The sequence below is a fragment of the Mycobacteriales bacterium genome (genome assembly GCA_035504215.1).
In the GTDB taxonomy this organism is placed as follows: Bacteria; Actinomycetota; Actinomycetes; order JAFAQI01; family JAFAQI01; genus DATAUK01.
The window spans coordinates 76,852-95,728 of sequence record DATJSI010000002.1 but is presented as its reverse complement, the minus strand read 5'-3'; the positions used below and the strand labels follow the sequence as shown (position 1 = coordinate 95,728).

The following is an 18,877-nucleotide window of genomic DNA, read 5'->3' as shown; positions in this document are numbered from 1 at the left end:
CGGATGCCGACGGCCGCCGGCGGGTCGAGGAGCTGCTGCAGGAGCAGAAGCTCGTGGTCAAGAACGCGCTCGAAGCCAACCAGCATCTGGTGGCAGCCCTGCGAGACGCCCTTATGGAGCGCGAAGAGCTGGTCGGCAAGGAGATCACCGCGGTGCTCGACGAAGCCGAACAGGTCGGCCCGCCGCCGTTGGTGATCGACCTTCGCGACCCCGAAGCGGTGCGCGCCGGCGACTGAGCCGGTACGGCGGCGTCGCGCCCGGCTCGCGAAGCCGTACGCCGTACGCTCAGGCGGTGGCCATGCCGGCGACCGAGCGTGCCGTCCTGTGGGCGACCTGTCTGGTCCTGGCCGCGATCGGCGTCGTGCTCGGCACGATCGAGTCCTTCCTGGTGCCGCTGCGGCTGTTCAATGGCACCGAAGGACTGTCCGTGGTGCTCGCGGTCGTCGGCAACGCGCTGATCGGCAGCCTGGCCGGCCTCGCCACCCGGAGCCTGGCGGCGGCCGTCATGCCGGTGGTCGGGTGGGTCGTGGCGGTTGGGGCGCTGCTGATCGTCGCTCGCGGCGGCGACGTCGTGTTCGTCGGGAAGCTGCCCGCCGACCCGGGCGTCGTGGTCGTGGGCAACGTGTTCCTGTTCGCGGGGATCCTCGCCGGCGTGGCTGCGCTGTTCGTCACCACACGCGCGATCAGGTCGGACTACACCAACCCGGTGAACCCGCCGACACCACAGGTGTGACCGACTCGCAGGTGGTGGTGCCCGAGCAGGCCGGTGCGCCGGACGCGGCCGCCCAGCGCGCGCCCGCGGCCGACCCGCCCGCCGCCGCGCCGACCTCCACCGCGCTGCCGGGTGTCGACCCCGACGCCGCGGTCGACACCGACGCCATCCTCATCCGGCTCGGCACCAACCGGTTCGCCGTGGATCTCGCCTCGATCGCCGAGGTCGGCCGTGTGCCCGCGATCACCCGCGTGCCCGGGATGCCCGGCTGGCTGTCCGGCGTGGCCAACTGGCGCGGGCGGATCCTTCCGGTGCTCGACCTGCGCCCGCTGATCGGCGCCGAGTCGAGCGAGCTCGATGGCCACAGCCGGCTGCTCGTGCTCACCAGCGGCGGCGTCGCGGTCGGCATGGTGGTCGACCTCGTCGAGGGCACCACGTCGCTCGCCGACGTCGCGCCGTTCCCACCGGCGAGCGCGCCGGCCGGCCCTCAGCTCCTCAACGGCCAGCTGCCCCGGGCCGAAGGTCCGATCGCGGTGCTCGACGCGGATGCCGTGCTCCGCCTTCGCGACGGGCTGCCGCGCGGCCGGCGTTCGGCCTGACCTGCTACAGCGACGCCTCGATTTGTTCGAAGACTCTTCCTGAGGACCGAACTCGGGAGCGCTCGTGGACTTCAGCAAGAAGCTCAGCCGCGTCGCGGCCGCTTCGACCTGGGTCGGGATCGTGCTTGCGCTGATCGGGGCGCTCGTCCTGCACTACCACCCGGCCAACGGCGTGCACGTCCACCTGGCTGCGGTCTACGGCTGGGAAGTCTTCGCCATCGTCAACGCGACCCTGATGACCGTCCTGCCGTCGCTGCAACAGCGTTACGACCACGTTCGGCGCCGGATCACGACGTACCGGCTCATCCTGCTGGTCTCCACGATGCTGTCGGTCAGCGCAGCCGTCGCGGTCTCGGGCGGGCTGCGCGGGCCGTTCTGGATCCTCTACCTTCCTGCCCTGCTGTTCGCGGCTACCACGCTCAAGCAGTGGCAGGCGGTGGCGCTCGGCGTCGCCAACTCGGTCGGACTGGTGATCGCCGCGTTGATCGCCCACAGCGTCGACTCGACGACGGCCGCGTGGCTGGTGCTGGTGCTCCCGATCTTCCCGGCGCTGACCTGGTTCAACAGCGCGCTCTCTCAGTCGATCTGGGCGATGCGGGCGATGGCCCGTTCGGAGCGCGACGAGCTCCAGGCCCGGGTCGGCGAGCTGTCCGAGGTGCTCGCCCAGGCAGCGGAGGGCGACCTGTCGGTCGGCCTCGCGCTCGAGGCCGGCCGCGACGAGGCGCTGGCTCAGCTGTCGGTCGCATTCACCAACACGGTCACCAACCTGCGCGCGCTGGTCAGCCAGATTCGTACTGGCGGCGAGCAGATCGGTGCGGCCGCGGGCGAGCTGCTCGCAACCGCCGAGGAGCACTCCTCGTCCGCGACGCAGCAGTCCTCGGCGGTTACCGAGACGACGTCGACCATCGAGGAGCTGGCCACCACCGCGGCGCAGATCGCCGAGACGTCGGAGGCAGTCGCGAGGTACGCCGCGGAAACCCTCCGGCACGCCGACGACGGCCGGGCTGCCGTCCAGGCCAGCGTCGACGCGATGGACACCATCGCCAACCGGGTCGACTCCATCGCGGCACGTGCGCTCTCGCTCGGCGAGAAGAGCCAGGAGATCGGCCGGATCCTCGAGGTCATCAACGACCTTGCCGACCAGACCAACCTGCTCGCTCTCAACGCCGCGATCGAGGCGGCCCGCGCCGGCGAGCACGGTCGAGGGTTCGCGGTCGTGGCCTCCGAGGTGCGCAAGCTGGCCGAGCGCGCGCAGGACTCGACCGGCCAGATCGCCGGGCTGGTCAACGAGATCCAGAGCGAGACCAACGCGACGATCATCGCGAGCGAAGAGGGCGCCAAGGAGGTGCGGGTCGGGTCCGATCTGGCGAGGGGCGTCGTCGATGCGCTCGAGCGGATCAGCGGGATGGTCGACGAGACCACCACCGCCGCCAAGGAGATCTCCATCGCCACGCAGCAGCAACGCTCGGCGTCCGACCAGGTCGTCTCGGCGATGACGCAGGTGTCCGACGTGTCCCAGCAGTACGCCGTCGGCTCGAAGCAGGCCGCCTCCGCCGCCAGCGAGCTGACCGTGCTCGCCGCGGAGCTGCGCGCCTCGATCGCCCAGTTCAAGGTCGCCTGAGGCGTCGCCTGATCGGCGGACCCGATTCAAGCCGGGTCCGCAGCGCGCCGATCTTGCCCGAGTGAGCCGTTCGGCGTATTCGCTGCTCCTCCGTTCGGCGTGCCGCCGTCCGGATGCCGGCTGATGCCGGCCGCGGGTCTGCGATGAGCGCCTCCCAGAGTCGCAGCGGCGCCGGCCGCGCCGGCCGCGTCCGCCACGTCAAGGCCGATGACCTCGCCGTCAGCGACGACGCGCCGGACCGTTCGCGCGAGGGCGCGCAGCTGCGGCTGGTTCCGCCGATCGTGACTCCGGTGACCACGGCCCTGCCGGTCGACGTCGAACGCCGGCTGGCCGAGCTGGTCGGCATCGAGCCCGTGGTCAGCGAGGAGTACGTCGAGACCGACCAGGAGGTCGACCCGCTCTACGACGAGACCAAGGCAACGCACTTCGCCAAGCGGGTGCTTCAGGTCGCGCAGCGGGTCACTGTCGGCAGCCTGCTGCTGCTGATCGGCTGCGCCCTCGCGGCGGCGAGGATCAACAGCACGTCCCTCCGGGTCCATCCGTTGCCGGTCACGGTGTGGGCGATCGCCGCGGCGGTCGCCGCGGTGGGGCTGGCCGCCCTGGTCACCGATCCCGACGTCTCGGTGCGGCTCAGCACCGCGAAGCGGCGTAGCTTCGGCTGCATTCTCATGGCCGGCCTGCTGGTCTCGATCACCGGGATCGTGGCCAACGCCGACGGTGTCGCAGCTCCGACCTGGGTGCTGTTCCTGCCGGTCGTCGTCGTCGCGGGTGCGGTCCTCGGCCCCGCGCTCGGCCTGATCGTCGGCGCGTTGGCGGCACTCGGAATCTACGTCGCGGCGGGCGTCTCGGACACCCTGACCATCGCCGGCATCGGCCGGCTCGTCGTGATCCTCCCCGCCTGCCCGCTCTTCGGCTGGGCGGCGGGTGCGTTGGCCAGCTGTGCCCACGAAGCGGTCGCCTCCGCGCGCCGGCAGCGACTGGCTCTGATCAACGATGTCGGCCGGCTCAGCACGCTGCTCGACGACGTCGCCGCCGGCGACCTGTCGCGGGTCCCCTCGCTGGAGAACCCCGCCGACCAGGCAACCGCGACCCTCGCCGTGGTCTTCGCCGACACCGTCCTGTCGCTTCGCCGGTTGGTCCGCCAGCTGAGCACCGTCGCGGACAAGCTCGCGGACAGCGCGGGCGAGCTGGCCGGCACCGCCGCGACCCACGTTGCCGCGGTCGAGCAGCAGGGCTCCGCGGTCGCCCAGACCACCAGCACGATCGAAGAGCTCGCGGCGACCGCCAACTCGATCGCCGAGACGGCGGAGCGGGTCGCGAGCTTCGCCGGCACGACTCGCCAGGACGTCGACGACGGGATCCACTCGGTCGAGAAGTCGACCGCGTCGATGGTCGCCATCGGCAAGCGGGTGCGGGAGCTGGGATCGCGCACCGACCGGCTCGATGAGCGGGTCGTACGGATCGCCGCGATGACGCGCTCCATCGACGAGCTGGCTCGCCGTACGACGATGCTCGGGGTCAACGCCTCGATCGAGGCGGCCAGGGTCGGCGAGTACGGCTACGGCTTTGCGACCGTCGCCGAGGAGATCACCGCGCTGGCGGCCAAGGCTCGCTCCGCCACCGCCGGCATCGCCCGGATCGTGGCCGAGCTCGAGTTCGAGGTCGCCGCCACCTCCGCGGTCAACGCGGAAGGGACCGCGGCCGTCCTCGAGGGGCTGGCCCGCCAGCACGCGGTCGAGTCCGCGCTGATGCGGATCAGCGGGCGGGTCGACGACACCACGCGGGCGGTCGAGGACATCACAGCCGCGACCCGGCACCAGCGTGAGGCGAGCGACGCGGTGGTCGCCGCCATGCGCCAGGTGACCGGCGCGAGCATCGGGGCGACCTCGGCGACCCGCAGCCACGCGGCCTCCGCGGCCCGCCTCAGAGACCTGATGGAGACCGTTCGCGAGACGGTCGGACGGTTCAGGGTGGAATGACCCGCGCCGATGCACAGTAGGTGAGGATCACCGCGGGAGTTCGCCATGCCCGGCTGGGCTGACGACCCCGAGCTGCTCGCGACCTTCCGCGCGGAGGTCGAGGAGCGGGTCGCCTCGCTTCAGTCCGGGCTGCTCGCGCTCGAGGAGCACCCGTCGCCGCGCCAGGTCGTCGCCGGCCTGTTCCGCGACGCCCACACGGTCAAGGGCTCGGCCCGCATGCTGGGGCTCTCCGACGTCCTCGCGGTGGCCCACCGGGCCGAGGACCTGCTCGGCGCGCTGCGCGACGGCCGGCTTCCGGTCCGTCGGGACGTCGTCAACCTGTTGCTCGCCTCCTGCGACGGCATTCTCGGTGCGATGCCCGGTGTCGAGGAGCCGGTTCCCTCGGACCACCTGGCCGCGCTCGCGTCCGCCATGGAGCGCGCGACCGAGGGTGAGGACCCGGTCGAGGTGCCGCACTGGGCGCCGCACGGCACCGACGATGACGAACCGGTCGAGGAGGCGCCGCGCCGCGGGGTCGACTCGGTGCGCGTCACGGCGACCAAGGTTTACGAGCTGATCGACGTGGTCGGTGAGGCCGAGCTCGACTCGCGCCGGCTCGAGCAGACGAGCAACACGATCGACGCGATCGTCGGCGACACCTCGCACTGGCTGCGCGAGCTCAGGGATGCGCTTGCGCACCTGGATACCGGTACGGACGCCCACCAGGCGATGATGCGACTGGTTGCCGCGCACGACCAGATGATCGCGGCGTCCCGTGACCTGCATGAGCTCGCCGACGACGCCCAGGGGCGGCTCGCCCAGGTTCGCGACGGCGCGATGGGGTTGGCCATGGTGCCGGTCCGCCGGGTCGTGGCCGGGTTGCCACGAGTTGTCCGCGACCTCGCGACGGAGTCCGGCAAGGACGTCCGGCTGGTGTTGCTCGGCCAGGAGGTCGAGCTCGACAAGCAGGTCCTGGACGGCGTGTCCGACGCGCTCAAGCATCTCGTCGTCAATGCGGTCGACCACGGCTGCGAGGCGTCCTCGGAGCGGGTCGCTTCCGGCAAGCCCGCGCACTCGACCGTGACCGTCACCGCCCGCGCGGCCGGCGGCACGGTCGTCATCGAGGTCGCCGACGACGGCTCCGGCATCGACGAGAACGGTCTGCGCACGGCGGCGATCGCTCGTGGCCTGCTCGCCCCCGACTCGACGGTGAGCGGTTCCGCTCTCTACGACCTGCTGTTCCTGCCGGGCTTCACGACCAGCTCCGAGATCACCGAGGCAAGCGGGCGCGGCATCGGCCTTGACGTCGTGCGCACGGCGGTCGAAGACGTCGGTGGGCTGGTCGAGCTGCGCTCCAGTGCCGGCGCGGGCACGACCTTCTCGCTCACGCTTCCCGTCACGCTTGGCGTCCTCCGCTGCCTGATCGCGCGGATCGGCGACGAGCAGTTTGCCCTCCCGGTGCCCGGGATCGTCGAGTCCTTGTCGCTGAAGAACGCGGTCGTGCACTCGCTTGCCGGCAGCCCGGTCGTCGTCCGACACGGCGAGACGCTGCCGCTGCTCGACCTGGGTCGCGCGCTCGGCATCGAGTCGAACGACGCCTCGCCGCAAGCCGCCGTCGTCGTGCGGCAGGGCGACCGCCAGGTCGCGTGGGCGGTCGAGGCGCTCGACGGTGAGCGCGAACTGGTCGTGAAGGACCTCGGCGCGTTTCTCGGCCGGCCGCCGATCATCAGCGGCGCCACGATCGACGGCAGCGGGAGCGTGGTCTGCCTTGTCGACCTGCGGGAGCTGACCCTCGACAGCAGCCAGCCGGCCGCGACGTACTCCGCGCTGGTGCCGACCGCTGACCCGACCGAGCCACTGGTACGCCGGGCGCGTGTCCTCGTCGTGGAGGACTCCGTCGGGGTGCGGGAGCTCGAGCGTGCGATTCTCGAAGCCGCCGGATACGACGTCACCACGGCCGTTGACGGCAGCGACGGCGCGGCCAGACTGGGTGAGGAGCCGGCCGACCTCGTCCTGTCGGATGTCGAGATGCCGGGGATGGACGGTTATGACCTCACGCGCACGATCCGGCGTACCCGTGGCTGGGAGCATGTTCCAGTCGTGATCATGACCAGCCGAGTAAGCGAAGAGGACCAACGAGCCGGTCTCGAAGCGGGGGCGAGCGCCTACCTGCTGAAGACCGAGTTCGACCAGGAGCAGCTCGTCGAGACGGTACGCCGCCTCGTCGGACGTTAGAGGAGATCGATATGCCGACCGTGGTCATCGCCGACGACAGCCCCACGCTGCGCCGGATCTTGACGTCAGTCCTCAGTAAGGAGGGCTTCGAGATCGTCGCGGCCGAGGACGGGGTGTCCGCGGTCCAGCAGGTCTTCGCCACGATGCCGGACGCCGTCGTACTCGACGTGCAGATGCCGCGCGTCTCCGGCTACGTCGCCGCGCGGCTGCTGAAGGACGACTGGCAGACCGCGGACATCCCGATCATCCTGCTGACGTCGCTCGACGCTGCGAGCGACCGCTACTGGGGCGTGCAGACCGGTGCGGAGCGCTACTTCACGAAGGACTTCGAGGCGCCGCAGCTGGTCGCCGCCGTACACGAGGTGGTCGACGCGGCGAACGCCGCGCTGAAGGGCCGCAAGCTGCTGCGTGCGGACCCGGTCGAGCTCAGCGACGACGACGTGCTCTCGCGCGTGTGCGACCTGCTCGACCGGAAGCTGTTCGAGACCTCGGTTGCCGCGGAGGTGACCGCACTCGCGGCAACCACGCACGGTTTCGAGGAGACGGTCGCCGGTGTCCTCGATGTCCTGCGGCGCTTCGTCGAGTACGACCTTGCTGCCGTGCTGCTCCTCGAGGAGCGGACGGCGTACGTCGCCGTGGCGCAGGAGACCTCGCAGGTGCAGTACTCCGGGATGCTCAACGCCGCGGTCGACGCGCTGGCGGGCGCTGCGGGTCAGTCGGCGTCGGTCGCGGACCTCGAGCTGCGGCTCGCGGACCCGAACGGGTTGCTCGGCGATGAGGACGACCGGCCGATGGCGACCTTCCTGTCGATGCCGCTGCGCGGTCACGGCGGTGCGGTCATCGGCATGATCGCGCTGTCGAGCGCGGTGAAGAACGCGTTCGGCGAGACTGCCCTCTCGACCTTGCGGCTGGTCGACGGCCCGGCGGCGTTGGTCATCGACAACGCGCGGCTGGCCGGCGTCGGCACGACCACGACCGGCGCGTGACGGGCCGCTAGGCGACGGGCTCCGGCACCGCATCCAGCGGGTGCGGTTCCGGCGTACCTGCCGGGTTCCGACGGTGCGCGAGCGCGCCGCCGACGGTGAACACCGCGAGCGCGACCCACACCAGAAGGAAGCCGCCCAGCTTCAGTGCGGGCAGCGACTCGTGCCGGACGGCGACGCCGATGAGGAACTGAAGCGTCGGCGTGACGTACTGCATCAGCCCCATGCGGGACAGCGGCACGCGCACGGATGCGGCCGCGAACAGCATCAGCGGTACCGCGGTGATCGGCCCGGCGGCGGCGAGCAGAACGGCATGGCCGGGGCCATGGGTGGTGAAGGTGCCGTGACCGGTGGCGCCGGCGACCAGCAGGTAGCCCAGCGCGAGCGGCGCGAGCACCGCGGTCTCGACCGCCAGCCCGGCGGCGGGTTCGACGCCGACGACCTTCTTGATCAGCCCGTAGCAGCCGAAGCTGCCGGCCAGGATCAACGCGATCCACGGCGGCCGGCCGGCCTGGGCGGTGAGCACGATCACTCCGGCCGCGGCCACTCCGACGGCGAGCCACTGGTAGCGCCGCAGCCGTTCGTGCAGGACCAGCACGCTGAGCGCGACCGTGACGAGCGGGTTCACGAAATAGCCGAGCGAGGACTCGACGATGTGCCCGTGGTTGACGGCCCAGATGTAGACGCCCCAGTTGACCGCGATGAGCACGGCCGCGATCGCGAGCAGTCGCAGCTGGCGGCCGGTGCGAGGGATGCGGCGCCACCCGTTGCCCGCGACCGCGAGGACGGTGGAGACGACGACCAGCGACCAGAGCACCCGGTGCGAGAGGATCTCGATCGCGCCGGCCGGCTTCAGCAACGGGAAGTAGAGCGGGAACAACCCCCACATGAGGTAGGCGGCGAGGCCGTAGACCGTGCCTTTCCGATCCTCGCTCACGGGTTCGACGCTACCGGCCGGGTCAGGTCGATTTCGTTGCCGTGATCGCGGTCGGCCTGCTAGCACCGAGGCATGCCGGAGCTGGGTATCTCGCGGGTCGTCGACGAAGCGGCTCTGCGGGCGTGGCAGGCCGTCGCGGTCGCCGCGCAGGACGCCGACTTCGACGCGCTGCCCGCCGACCCGTACATCGAGGTGCTACCGATGCTGTCGGGCCGGTACGGCGACGAGGATGTCCTCCTGCATCTCGGCACGGTCGGCGGTGCGGCCGTGGCCACGTCGATCAGCCGGTTGCCGGTGCACGACAACTCCGAGGTCGCGAGCGTCAACCTGCGGGTCCGGCCGGACTGCCGATCCCGCGGGTACGGCCGGGCGTTGCTCGACGCGGTGCTGGCCGACCTCCGTGCTGCCGGCCGCCGACGTGTGCTGTTCGAGATCCCGACCCGTGCGCTCAGTGCGGACGGATCCGTGGACGAGCCGGGCGAGATTCTCGCCCGGTCGCTGGGTGCACGTCGAGCGACGCTGGAGCAACGTCGCCTGCTCGACCTGCACAACCTGGACGGCGAGCGGCTGCGCGATGAGTGGCGTCAGGCCGCTGCTGCCTCCGTGGGCTACAGCCCGGTCACGTGGGTCGACGTGACCCCGGCGGAGCTGGTCGACGATCTTGCTGTCCTGCTGACCGCGATGAGCACCGACCCGCCCCAGGGCGAGCTCGAGCTCGAGCCCGAGCGCTGGAGCGTCGAGCGCTTCCGGGCGCTCGAGCATTCCTATCTCGAACGTCGCCGGACGCGGTTGTTCGCCGCCGTACGCCATGACGCGAGCGGGGAGCTGGTCGGGTTCACCGACATCGGCATACCGAGTGGTTCGACGGTCGCCTACCAGTGGGACACGATCGTGCGCGCGGATCATCGAGGTCATCGGCTCGGGCTGGTCCTGAAGATCGCGAACCTGCACCAGATCCGCGACCGGTTCCCCGACGTGCGTTACGTGAACACCTGGAACGCCGACGAGAACTCGCACATGATCGCGGTCAACGAGGCGCTCGGGTTCCGGCCGATGGAGGGCTGGAGCGAGTGGCAGCTCGACCTCTAGCGCTGGCCGCGGCGCGCCGGGCGGCCCCGTCCGTTTCAGCACACAACCGACCGGCATTCGCCGGTCGTATCGGACACGAGCGGACGAACCGTGACGATCCCGCGAGCGTTGTGTGCTGAAACGATCCGGCCAGGTCCGGCTGACCGTCAGCAGTTGGTGGCCGAGGACTCGATGAGGTCGTCGGGCGGCTCGCTCGCGTAGCGGTAGTGGTAGTGGTGGTGGACGCCGAAGCCGAGCCGCTCGTAGAGCGCGATCGCGCCCGAGTTGTCGCCGGCAACCTGCAGGTACGCACGGCGTGAGCCATGTTCGCCGGCCCAGCGCAGCGCGGCTGCGCTTGCCAGCGCGCCGAGACCGTGCCGGCGATAGGCCGGCTCGACCTCGACCGCGAACAGGCCGGCCCAGCGGTCGTCGACCGCGGCGCGCGCGATCGCGACCGCCTGCCCGTCGACGCGGTACGACGCGAAGCACGCCGCGGGGTGGTTGGTGAGGATCCGGCGAGCCACGTCGGGCAGTGCGCCGGCGTCTTGGCGGTACGCCGCCAGCCAGGCGTGGTCGGGCGCTTCGTCGATCCGGAGCTCGAGATCGGTCGATCCGGTGACCGCTCGCAACACGTGGCCGAGCTCGGCGGTCATGACGAGTACGTCGGGCGAGGTCGCCCAGCCGCGCCGGTCGAGCTCGGCGACCAAGCCGGCAGGTGCGGCTTCGGGGCCGGGTAGCTGGATCCGGGCGGGCAGCCCGTGCCCGGCGTACCAAGCCTCGACCGCGTCCACCGCGTCGGCGACCGGCCGGCCCGGATCGCCCACGGCGAGCGCCGAGTTCGCCCGGCCGGTGAAGCCGCCGCCGGCCCGCGCCAGCCACTCGCCGAGCCGGGCGACCTCGAGCGCCCGCCAGCCGAGCGCCGCGATCCGCTCGACCTCCTCGACCGAGGCCCGGGCGGCTCGCCCTGGCGGCACGACCCGCCCGGCCACGATCGTGGAGCGCTCGACCACGCTCACCGAGCCGTCGCGGCGGCGTACCGACCAGGTCCGATCGTCGACCTCGACCAGGACCCCGACCACGCCGATCGGGCCGGCGGAGGTCTCCACGCGCAGCGTCACGGTCTGGCCCGGCTCGGCCGGGAACGGCCGGTGCACGCTCATTCCGGCTCCCTGGTTCGCGTCCATCGCGGGTGATTGGCGATACTAGGAGGGTCGCAGGCACGCCCCTAGGAGGATTGCAACAGTGACCTACGTCATCGCCGAGCCGTGCGTGGATCTGCTCGACAAGTCCTGCATCGAGGAATGTCCCGTCGACTGCATCTACGAGGGCAACCGGATGCTCTACATCCACCCGGACGAGTGCGTGGACTGCGGGGCCTGCGAGCCGGTCTGTCCGGTCGAGGCGATCTTCTACGAGGACGACGTCCCGGAGCAGTGGAAGGAGTACTACAAGGCGAACGTCGAGTTCTTCGACGACATCGGTTCGCCCGGCGGTGCTTCCAAGGCCGGCAAGATCAACAAGGACCATCCGTTCGTCGCCGCTCTTCCGCCGATGGGCGAACATGCGGGAGAGTCCGCGGAGGCGTGATCTCGCTTCCCGACTTCCCCTGGGACGTCCTTGCGCCGTACGGCGAGAAGGCGCGCGCCCATCCGGACGGGATCGTCGACCTGTCCATCGGTACGCCGGTCGACCCCACTCCCGAAGTGATCCGCCGCGCGCTCGCAGCGGCCGCGGACGCGCCCGGGTATCCCGTCACCGCGGGCACGCCGGAGCTGCGCGAGGCGGTCGCCGGATGGATCAAGCGCAGGTTCGATGCGGAGGTGGCGCCGTCCTCGGTGCTCCCACTGATCGGTTCGAAGGAGCTGGTGGCCTGGCTGCCGTTCCTCCTGCAGGCACAGAGCATCGGCTACCCCGCGCTCGCCTATCCGACGTACGACGTAGGAGCGCGGCTCGCAGGCGCGACGAGCGGCGTGGTCGAAGCAACCGTCTCGGTCGGGCCGGAGCGTCTCGACCTGCTCTGGATCAACTCTCCGGGCAATCCGACCGGGCGAGTGCTGCCCGCCGATCACCTTCGCAAGATCGTCGACTGGGCGCGCGAGCGCGGCACCGTCATCGCGAGCGACGAGTGCTATGCGGACATCTACTACGGCGCCGAGCGGCCACTGTCGATCCTTTCGCCCGAGGTCTGCGACGGCCGCCACGATGGGCTGCTCGCGGTTCACTCGCTGTCGAAGCGCTCGAACCTCGCCGGTTACCGGGCCGGGTTCGTCGCCGGTGACCCGTCGTTGATCGCGCGTCTGCATGAGGTCCGCAAGCACGCCGGGATGCTGGTGCCGCAACCGGTGCAGGCGGCGATGATCGCGGCACTCGGGGACGACGAGCACGTCGCCGTCCAGCGCGATCGCTACGCGGCGCGCCGGGCGAATCTCGTGACCGCACTGACCGGCGCGGGGTTCGAGGTCGACGACACCGGCGCCGGTCTCTATCTCTGGTCGACCCGCGGAGAGGGCTGCTGGGAAACGGTGGGCTGGCTCGCCGGGCTCGGCATCCTCGCTGCACCCGGCGAGTTCTACGGGCCATCCGGTGGGCAGCACGTCCGGATCGCTCTGACGGCGACCGACGAGCGCGTGGCCGCGGCCGCCGAGCGGTTGGCGAACGCGACCCGATGAGCGACGTCGGGCTCCGCCCGATGACCCGCGCGGACTTCCCGCTCCTTCTGCAATGGCTGCAGCGCCCGCACGTCACCGAGTGGTGGCGGGGTGAGCCGAGCGATCCGGCCGCCGTCGAGGCGCGGTACGGGCCGTGCATCGACGGGACCGACCCCACCGAGCTGTTCGTCATCGAGGCCGACCATCGGCCGGTCGGGATGATCCAGCGCTACCTCCTCGCGGACGAGCCGGAGTGGACCGCCGCCTTCGACGGGATCGTCGACGTCACGAATGCGGCCGGTATCGACTACCTGATCGGTGAGCCCGACGCGGTGGGGCGCGGACTCGGCACGGCGGCCGTCACCCAGTTCGTGTCGATGGTGTTCGAGTGGCGGCCGGTTGCCGCCATCGTCGTGACCGTCCAGCAACAGAACCAGCCGTCGTGGCGCGTGCTCGAACGCGCCGGGTTCAGCCGGATCTGGGCCGGGGAGCTGGACTCGCCCGATCCCTCCGACAGCGGTCCGGAGTACGTCTACCGCCGGCCGCGCCGTGGTTTCAACGAGCCGCCCGCCGGTTAGGCTGCCCGCCGTGCCCGCCGCCGACCCGTTCGCCGACGTCCTCGCCGCGAATGAGCAGTACGCCGCAGCCTTCGAACACGGCGGGCTCGCGCCGACGGCCGCCCGCGGTCTCGCCGTCTTGACCTGCATGGACTCCCGGATCGATCCGCTCGGCCTGCTCGGCCTGCAGCCCGGCGACGCGAAGATCATCCGCAATGCCGGCGCGCGCGCCACCCGCGACGCGTTGCGGACCCTCGTCCTCGCCCGCTACCTGCTCGGCGTCGACCGCGTCATGGTCATAGCGCATACGAAGTGCCGCATGGCGGAGAGCACCGAGGCGCAGGTGCACGAGGCGATCGCAGCTGCGGGCGGTCCGGACACGCGAAGCCTCGACTTCCTGACCGCTCCCGACCAGGAGCAGGCGCTGCGCTCCGACGTCCAGCGGATCCGCTCCTGGCCGTATCTCGCCGGCCTCGAGACCGGCGGCTTCCGCTACGACGTCGACACCGGCGGCCTGACCCGAATCTGTTGACCGGCTCCCGCAAGCCAGACGTTTCATCCCGCCCGCTCCAAGGCAGTCATGACGTGTCCACATCGCGTCGAGGGAGGCGGACGGTGACGTCGAGGCCGCCGGTGGGTATCGCCACGGCTTCGGCGGTGCCGCCGTGCACTGTGGCTATCGATGAGACCAGGGTCAAGCCGAGCCCGAATCCGTCGTGGCGGAGGCGGTCGTCGAGTCGGGTGAAGGGAAGGAACAACCGCTCGACTTGGTCGGCCGGCACGACAGCACCCGTGTTGACGATGTGCAACACCGACGTGCCATCGACTGCCTTCGTCGACACCGAGACCGTGCCGCCCGCCGTGTTGTAACGCTCTGCGTTGTCGAGCAGATTCGTGACGAGCCGTTCGAGCAGCACACGGTCGCCCGTCACGGGTGCTTCGCCGAGCGCGGCGATCGTGGTGATGCCGTCGGCGGAGCGCCCCTCGAGAGCGTCCTCGGCGACCGCCGCGAGATCGAGCGGCTCAACGAGCACGCGTGCTTGCTCGTTTCGGGCGAGCACGAGCAGCGCGTCGATGAGTCGCTCCGCATGGTCTGTGGCCTCGCGGACGTCGGTGGCCATCGACACCAGCTCCTCGCTGGAAGGCATCGGCTTCGCGAGGACGACATCGATAGACGTGCGCATCACGGTGAGCGGTGTCCGCAGCTCGTGACTGGCGTTGGCGATGAACTGTCGTTGACCGGTGAACGCCAGGTCGAGCCGTTCAAGCATTGCGTCGAAAGTGTCGGCGAGCTCGCGCAACTCATCGCGCGGTCCGTCCAGGCAGATCCGTTCCGACAGGTTCTGCTCACTTGCTGTACGTGCCGCCTCAGTGATCCGGTGGATCGGTCGGAGTATGCGTCCGGCCACAAGCCAACCGGCCACCACCGCAAGCAGTGCGACAGCGGCCAAGCCCAGGAGCGAGTACACCAGCAGGTGCGCAAGGGTCGCGCTGCGCTGGGCGGCGGCGCCGGCGCGGACACCGCTGCTGTAGAGGGCGCCGCACTTGCGACTTGCACCGATACCGCCGCGTGCCTTCGCGGCCGCAAGGCACTTGTCGACCTTCTGCTGGATCTGACGTGGAGTCGTGGTAACGGAGCTGTGTAGTGAGTGGGCAACGAGGAGGTACGTGATCGTCACAAGGGCGGCTCCGCCCAGAACGAAGAGGGATGCGTAGACCAGCGTGAGCCGAGATCGTGCGCTGAGCTGGATTCTCACAGCCGGTAGCCGACGCCGACCACGGTTTCGATCAGTGGCGGCTCACCCAGCTTGCGACGCAGCCGGGCCACCGTGACCGTGACAGTGTTGCTGAAAGGGTCGGCATGGGCGTCCCACACGTGTTCGAGCAGCTCCTCGGCGCTAACCGGGGCACCATCGGCTGCGGCAAGTCGCTCCAGAACACCGAACTCCTTGCGGGTGAGAGTGAGTGGCATGCCGGCGCGACTCGCCCGATGCCGAGCCCGGTCGACGATCAGGTCGCCTCGCTGGACGACTGCCGGTGAGCCGGGCCCGCGCCGGCCCAGCGCGCGGACGCGGGCGATCAGTTCGTGGAACGCGAACGGCTTCCCGAGGTAGTCGTCTGCTCCTAGCTCGAGCCCTTCTACCCGGTCCTCGACATCGCCCGCGGCGGTCAGCATCAGTATTCGTGCCGAGGCTCCCTCGCGTGCCAGTTGGCGGCACACGCGGTCCCCGTGGACCGCTGGCAGATCACGGTCGAGAACGATCACGTCGTACTCGGTCTCGTTGGTGCTTTGCAGCGCCAGGGCGCCGTCATACACGACGTCGACGGCGAAGCCGGCATCGCGCAGGCCCTCACCGATCCGGTTGGCCAGCGCGATGTGGTCCTCGACCACCAGCACTCGCATCGATACATCGTGCCTCGGCTCAGGTGACATCGATCTAACAATCACTGTTCGGCTCGTGTCATGGGCTACGCGTTACACCTGGTGGACCGCGGCGCCGCGGGCCCAACCCGGAGCGGAGCACCCATGAAACCCCGATCTGCAGTAGTTTTGCGATCCTCGGCGACGGTAGCCATCGCCGCCACCGCGGTCCTCGCGAGCGCATGCAGTGGCGGGTCGACGGCCAACAATTCGGCTCGCGCGTCCGGCTCGCGGTCGGGCGTGTCGTACTCGTCCTGCATGCGCTCGAGTGGCGTGCCGAGCTTTCCGGACCCTGGCCCAGACGGAGGTATCCCGAAAGGAGATGCGCAACACTTCGGGGTAAGCGACGCCGCCTTCCGATCGGCAGAGACCACCTGCCGGCACCTGCTGCCGAGCAGCTCGGGATCCTTCGCGCAAGCCAGCCAGCAATGTCTGCTGGCCGACGTCTGCCCGCCGGCGGTGGTGCAGCAGATCCTGGCTGCGCAGCGCGCCTACTCCCGATGTGTTCGTTCACACGGGGTTGCGAACTGGCCTGATCCCACGGTCAACGCGCAGAGACCTCCTTACTTCGACGTCAGCGGAGCTGGTATCACCTCGGCCGCAGCACACTCGCGTCGGTTCATGAACATTGATCGGATCTGTGAGCGTCTCGTCGGAGTCCACGGCGACGTCCCCGTGGATATCGGATGAACGGAGACATCGAGATCGTTGGCGGGCGGCTACGAGATCTTCTCGTAGCCGCGGTAGTCATCGCGTTGCTGCTGGTCATGACCGCCTGCAGCGGTCATGCCGCCCCGTCCGGGGGCGGAAGCACTCGGAGTGACGCGACCCCGACGAGGATGCCGTCAGCGCTTGCGTACTCCGCCTGCATGCGATCCCACGGCGTGCCGAATTTCGCTGACCCCGACAGCGCTGGTGACCTCCCGAAGGCAGATGCACATCAGCTTGGCGTCGGCAGCGCACAGCTCGGCTCCGCTCAGCACGCTTGCCGGCACCTTCTCCCATCGAACGGTGGATCGATCAGTCGCACGTCCGTTCAGGAATGCATGGAAGCCAGCGACTGCCCGTCGGCCCTTGTGCAGCGCGTCCTCATCGAAGAGCGAGCTTTCGCCAGATGCATGCGCTCGCACGGCGTGCCGCGCTGGCCCGATCCGACCATCGACTCTCAAGGGCGCCCGATTTTCGCCATCAGCATCAGCGCGCTCGGCTTCGATCCCTACTCGTCACGGGTCTGGGCCAAGGGCAACCAGTGTTCGAGCCTAATGCCCGGATTGCCTGGGTTGCCGGCACAGGTTTCGCCATGAAGGGCGCAGACGCACCGTATACGCGCCGCCGACGCCGCCGGGCTGTTGGTGGTCTGGTCCTCGTCGTGATTGCAGCCGGTGTGGTCATCGCGGTCAAAGGTGTGTTGACCCATGGCCGAGAGAGCAACGGAACGGTCGACAGTGGGTCGGCGACGTCGCTCGCGATAGTCACCCGACGCTCGCTGTCCGAGCAAACGCAGCTCAACGGTGTGCTTGGCTTCGTCGGCTCCTTCACCGTGTTGGGCCACGGGTCAGGAACGCTGACCTGGCTCCCACATCTCGGAGACGTCATTCATGACGGCCAGGTGCTGTACCGATCGAACCAAGCGCCAGTAGCGCTGCTGTACGGCGCGATACCCGCTTACCGTTCGCTCTCCTATGGCGCTTCCGGTGCGGACGTCGGCGAGCTAAACCACGACTTGGTGTCGCTCGGGTACCTTCCCCGCTCCGACGTCGATATGGCCTGGCACGAGTTCGGTGCCGCGACGATGGCCGCTGTCGCGAAGCTGCAGAACCACCTCGGCGTCGCGCAGACCGGCGAGCTTGTTCTTGGTGACGTCGTGTTCCTGCCCACCGCGGCGCGCATCACGACGCTGCGAGCCGTCCTCGCCGGTCCGGCGACCGGTGTGCTGATGACCGCCACATCGACGACGCGGACTGTGTCAGTCGCGCTCGACCCGAGCCTGCAGTCCGAGGTGCGACGTGGCGACCGGGTGATGATCACGTTGCCGGACGGCCGCCACACCCCGGGCATCGTCACCTCGGTCGGAACCGTCGCGACGGTGCCGTCGAATGACTCCGCCGGTGCGGGCGACGGAGGCAGCGGACCAACCGTGCGAGTCGAGATCCGTCCCACCCGTTTGCGCTCCGCAGCTCGCTTCGATCAGGCCTTGGTGGAGGTAGCCATCACCGACCGCGTGGTGCGACACGTGATGGCAGTGCCGGTGGACGCGCTGCTCGCGCGGGCTGGCGGCGGCTACGCGGTAGAGGTGCTCGGACGGAGCGGCGCTCGCCACGTGATTGCGGTGGCGGCAGGCTTGTTCGACGATGCGGCCGGGGAGGTGCAGGTATCCGGCTCGGGGCTGGCGGCAGGGCAACGTGTAGTGGTACCGGGCCAGTGAGCTCGCCGGTGGTGCTTCATCTCGACCGGGTGGGCAAGACCTACCCGGGCGTGCCGCCGGTGGCGGCGTTGCGCGGAGTAAGCCTGACTGTGACGGCTGGCGAGTTGGTGGCTGTCGTCGGTCCGTCGGGATCGGGCAAGACGACACTGCTGCACCTGATGGGCAGTCTCGATCGGCCGACCTCGGGCGTCGTCAAGATCACGGATCTGGACCTCGCTCAGCTGTCCGACCGCGAGCTGGCCGCGCTTCGAGCCGCCCGCGTCGGCTTCGTGTTCCAGCAGTATTTCCTCGCCGAACACGCGAACCTGCTCGACAACGTCTCGGACGGTCTGCTCTATGCCGGCGTACCGGTCCGGGTGCGCCGCGAACTCGCGGCTGCGGCACTTTCCGAAGTCGGGCTGCGCGATCGGTTGCACGTGCGACCAAACGAAATCTCGGGGGGACAACGACAGCGAGTGGCGATCGCCCGCGCCATCGTCGGGCAACCCGCCATCGTGTTAGCTGATGAGCCCACCGGCAACCTCGACCAGCGGACCGGACAGGCCATCCTTGACCTGCTCGCGCGGCTGCATGCGGCAGGTACCACGATCGTCGTGGTCACCCACGACGAACGCATCGCACGACGAATGCCGCGCCGAGTCGAGATGCTCGACGGCCGCATCGTGAGCGACACTGTCCGCACAACAACCAGCGCCGGTGCGCCTTCGTGAGC

At 69.9% G+C, this 18,877-nt stretch carries 19 protein-coding genes; 15 read left to right on the top strand and 4 right to left on the bottom strand.

The annotated features are described in order from the left end of the window. From VME70_00595 to VME70_00565, 7 genes are all read left to right on the top strand, one after another. The coding region (locus VME70_00595) for a hypothetical protein (protein ID HTW18693.1) at positions 1-236 on the top strand (236 nt) is incomplete at its 5' end. A 56-nt stretch (positions 237-292) separates the two neighbouring features. Continuing rightward, positions 293-733 carry a hypothetical protein gene (locus VME70_00590; GenBank protein ID HTW18692.1) on the top strand — a complete coding sequence of 147 codons (441 nt, stop codon included), beginning with the start codon at positions 293-295 and terminating at the stop codon, positions 731-733. Further along, a complete protein-coding gene (locus VME70_00585) occupies positions 730-1,311 on the top strand; it encodes a chemotaxis protein CheW (protein HTW18691.1) in 582 nt (193 codons plus the stop codon). Before VME70_00590 ends, VME70_00585 begins: the two co-directional genes overlap by 4 nt. Before the next feature lie 64 nt (positions 1,312-1,375). Beyond that, positions 1,376-2,932, top strand: a complete 1,557-nt coding sequence (locus tag VME70_00580; protein ID HTW18690.1) for a methyl-accepting chemotaxis protein — start codon at positions 1,376-1,378, stop codon at positions 2,930-2,932. A gap of 143 nt (positions 2,933-3,075) precedes the next feature. Beyond that, positions 3,076-4,911 carry a methyl-accepting chemotaxis protein gene (locus VME70_00575; GenBank protein ID HTW18689.1) on the top strand — a complete coding sequence of 612 codons (1,836 nt, stop codon included), beginning with the start codon at positions 3,076-3,078 and terminating at the stop codon, positions 4,909-4,911. 45 nt (positions 4,912-4,956) lie between these two features. After that, positions 4,957-7,125: a response regulator gene (locus tag VME70_00570; GenBank protein HTW18688.1), complete on the top strand. Its 2,169-nt coding sequence runs from the start codon at positions 4,957-4,959 to the stop codon at positions 7,123-7,125. Between the two features lie 11 nt (positions 7,126-7,136). Next, complete coding sequence (locus VME70_00565; protein HTW18687.1) at positions 7,137-8,111, top strand: response regulator; 975 nt, start codon at positions 7,137-7,139, stop codon at positions 8,109-8,111. A gap of 7 nt (positions 8,112-8,118) precedes the next feature. Here the strand turns inward: VME70_00565 and rarD are convergent, their stop codons facing one another. Then, a complete protein-coding gene (gene rarD, locus VME70_00560; GenBank protein HTW18686.1) occupies positions 8,119-9,045 on the bottom strand; it encodes an EamA family transporter RarD in 927 nt (308 codons plus the stop codon). A 72-nt stretch (positions 9,046-9,117) separates the two neighbouring features. Between rarD and VME70_00555 the strand changes: the two genes are divergently transcribed. Next, positions 9,118-10,134 (top strand): GNAT family N-acetyltransferase, encoded by a 1,017-nt coding sequence (locus tag VME70_00555; GenBank protein ID HTW18685.1) that lies wholly within the window; start codon positions 9,118-9,120, stop codon positions 10,132-10,134. 146 nt (positions 10,135-10,280) lie between these two features. On the opposite strand, the gene VME70_00550 is transcribed toward VME70_00555, so the two are convergent. Then, positions 10,281-11,273, bottom strand: coding sequence for a GNAT family N-acetyltransferase (locus VME70_00550; protein HTW18684.1), 993 nt, complete (start codon positions 11,271-11,273; stop codon positions 10,281-10,283). An 82-nt stretch (positions 11,274-11,355) separates the two neighbouring features. Here VME70_00550 and fdxA point away from each other — a divergent pair, with 82 nt between their 5' ends. The 4 genes from fdxA to VME70_00530 are packed head-to-tail and all read left to right on the top strand — an operon-like array spanning position 11,356 to position 13,850. After that, a complete protein-coding gene (gene fdxA / locus VME70_00545; protein ID HTW18683.1) occupies positions 11,356-11,700 on the top strand; it encodes a ferredoxin in 345 nt (114 codons plus the stop codon). Then, on the top strand, positions 11,697-12,782 hold the full coding sequence (gene dapC / locus VME70_00540; protein ID HTW18682.1) for a succinyldiaminopimelate transaminase: 1,086 nt from the start codon (positions 11,697-11,699) through the stop codon (positions 12,780-12,782). Before fdxA ends, dapC begins: the two co-directional genes overlap by 4 nt. Next, positions 12,779-13,339, top strand: a complete 561-nt coding sequence (locus VME70_00535; protein HTW18681.1) for a GNAT family N-acetyltransferase — start codon at positions 12,779-12,781, stop codon at positions 13,337-13,339. Before dapC ends, VME70_00535 begins: the two co-directional genes overlap by 4 nt. Before the next feature lie 10 nt (positions 13,340-13,349). Beyond that, complete coding sequence (locus VME70_00530; protein HTW18680.1) at positions 13,350-13,850, top strand: carbonic anhydrase; 501 nt, start codon at positions 13,350-13,352, stop codon at positions 13,848-13,850. Between the two features lie 46 nt (positions 13,851-13,896). Here the strand turns inward: VME70_00530 and VME70_00525 are convergent, their stop codons facing one another. Together VME70_00525 and VME70_00520 are read right to left on the bottom strand one after the other, a co-directional pair. Next, complete coding sequence (locus VME70_00525; protein ID HTW18679.1) at positions 13,897-14,997, bottom strand: HAMP domain-containing sensor histidine kinase; 1,101 nt, start codon at positions 14,995-14,997, stop codon at positions 13,897-13,899. Between the two features lie 74 nt (positions 14,998-15,071). Then, complete coding sequence (locus tag VME70_00520) at positions 15,072-15,722, bottom strand: response regulator transcription factor (protein HTW18678.1); 651 nt, start codon at positions 15,720-15,722, stop codon at positions 15,072-15,074. 887 nt (positions 15,723-16,609) lie between these two features. Between VME70_00520 and VME70_00515 the strand changes: the two genes are divergently transcribed. The 3 genes from VME70_00515 (at position 16,610) to VME70_00505 (ending at position 18,875) form a co-directional block, all read left to right on the top strand. Next, positions 16,610-17,044, top strand: coding sequence for a hypothetical protein (locus tag VME70_00515; protein HTW18677.1), 435 nt, complete (start codon positions 16,610-16,612; stop codon positions 17,042-17,044). Between the two features lie 65 nt (positions 17,045-17,109). After that, positions 17,110-18,165, top strand: a complete 1,056-nt coding sequence (locus tag VME70_00510; protein HTW18676.1) for a peptidoglycan-binding domain-containing protein — start codon at positions 17,110-17,112, stop codon at positions 18,163-18,165. Next, the gene (locus tag VME70_00505; protein HTW18675.1) at positions 18,162-18,875 is read left to right on the top strand and encodes an ABC transporter ATP-binding protein; all 714 of its coding nucleotides are present in this window, start codon (positions 18,162-18,164) and stop codon (positions 18,873-18,875) included. The genes VME70_00510 and VME70_00505 overlap by 4 nt, the downstream gene beginning before the upstream one ends. The last annotated feature ends 2 nt before the right edge of the window (positions 18,876-18,877 follow it).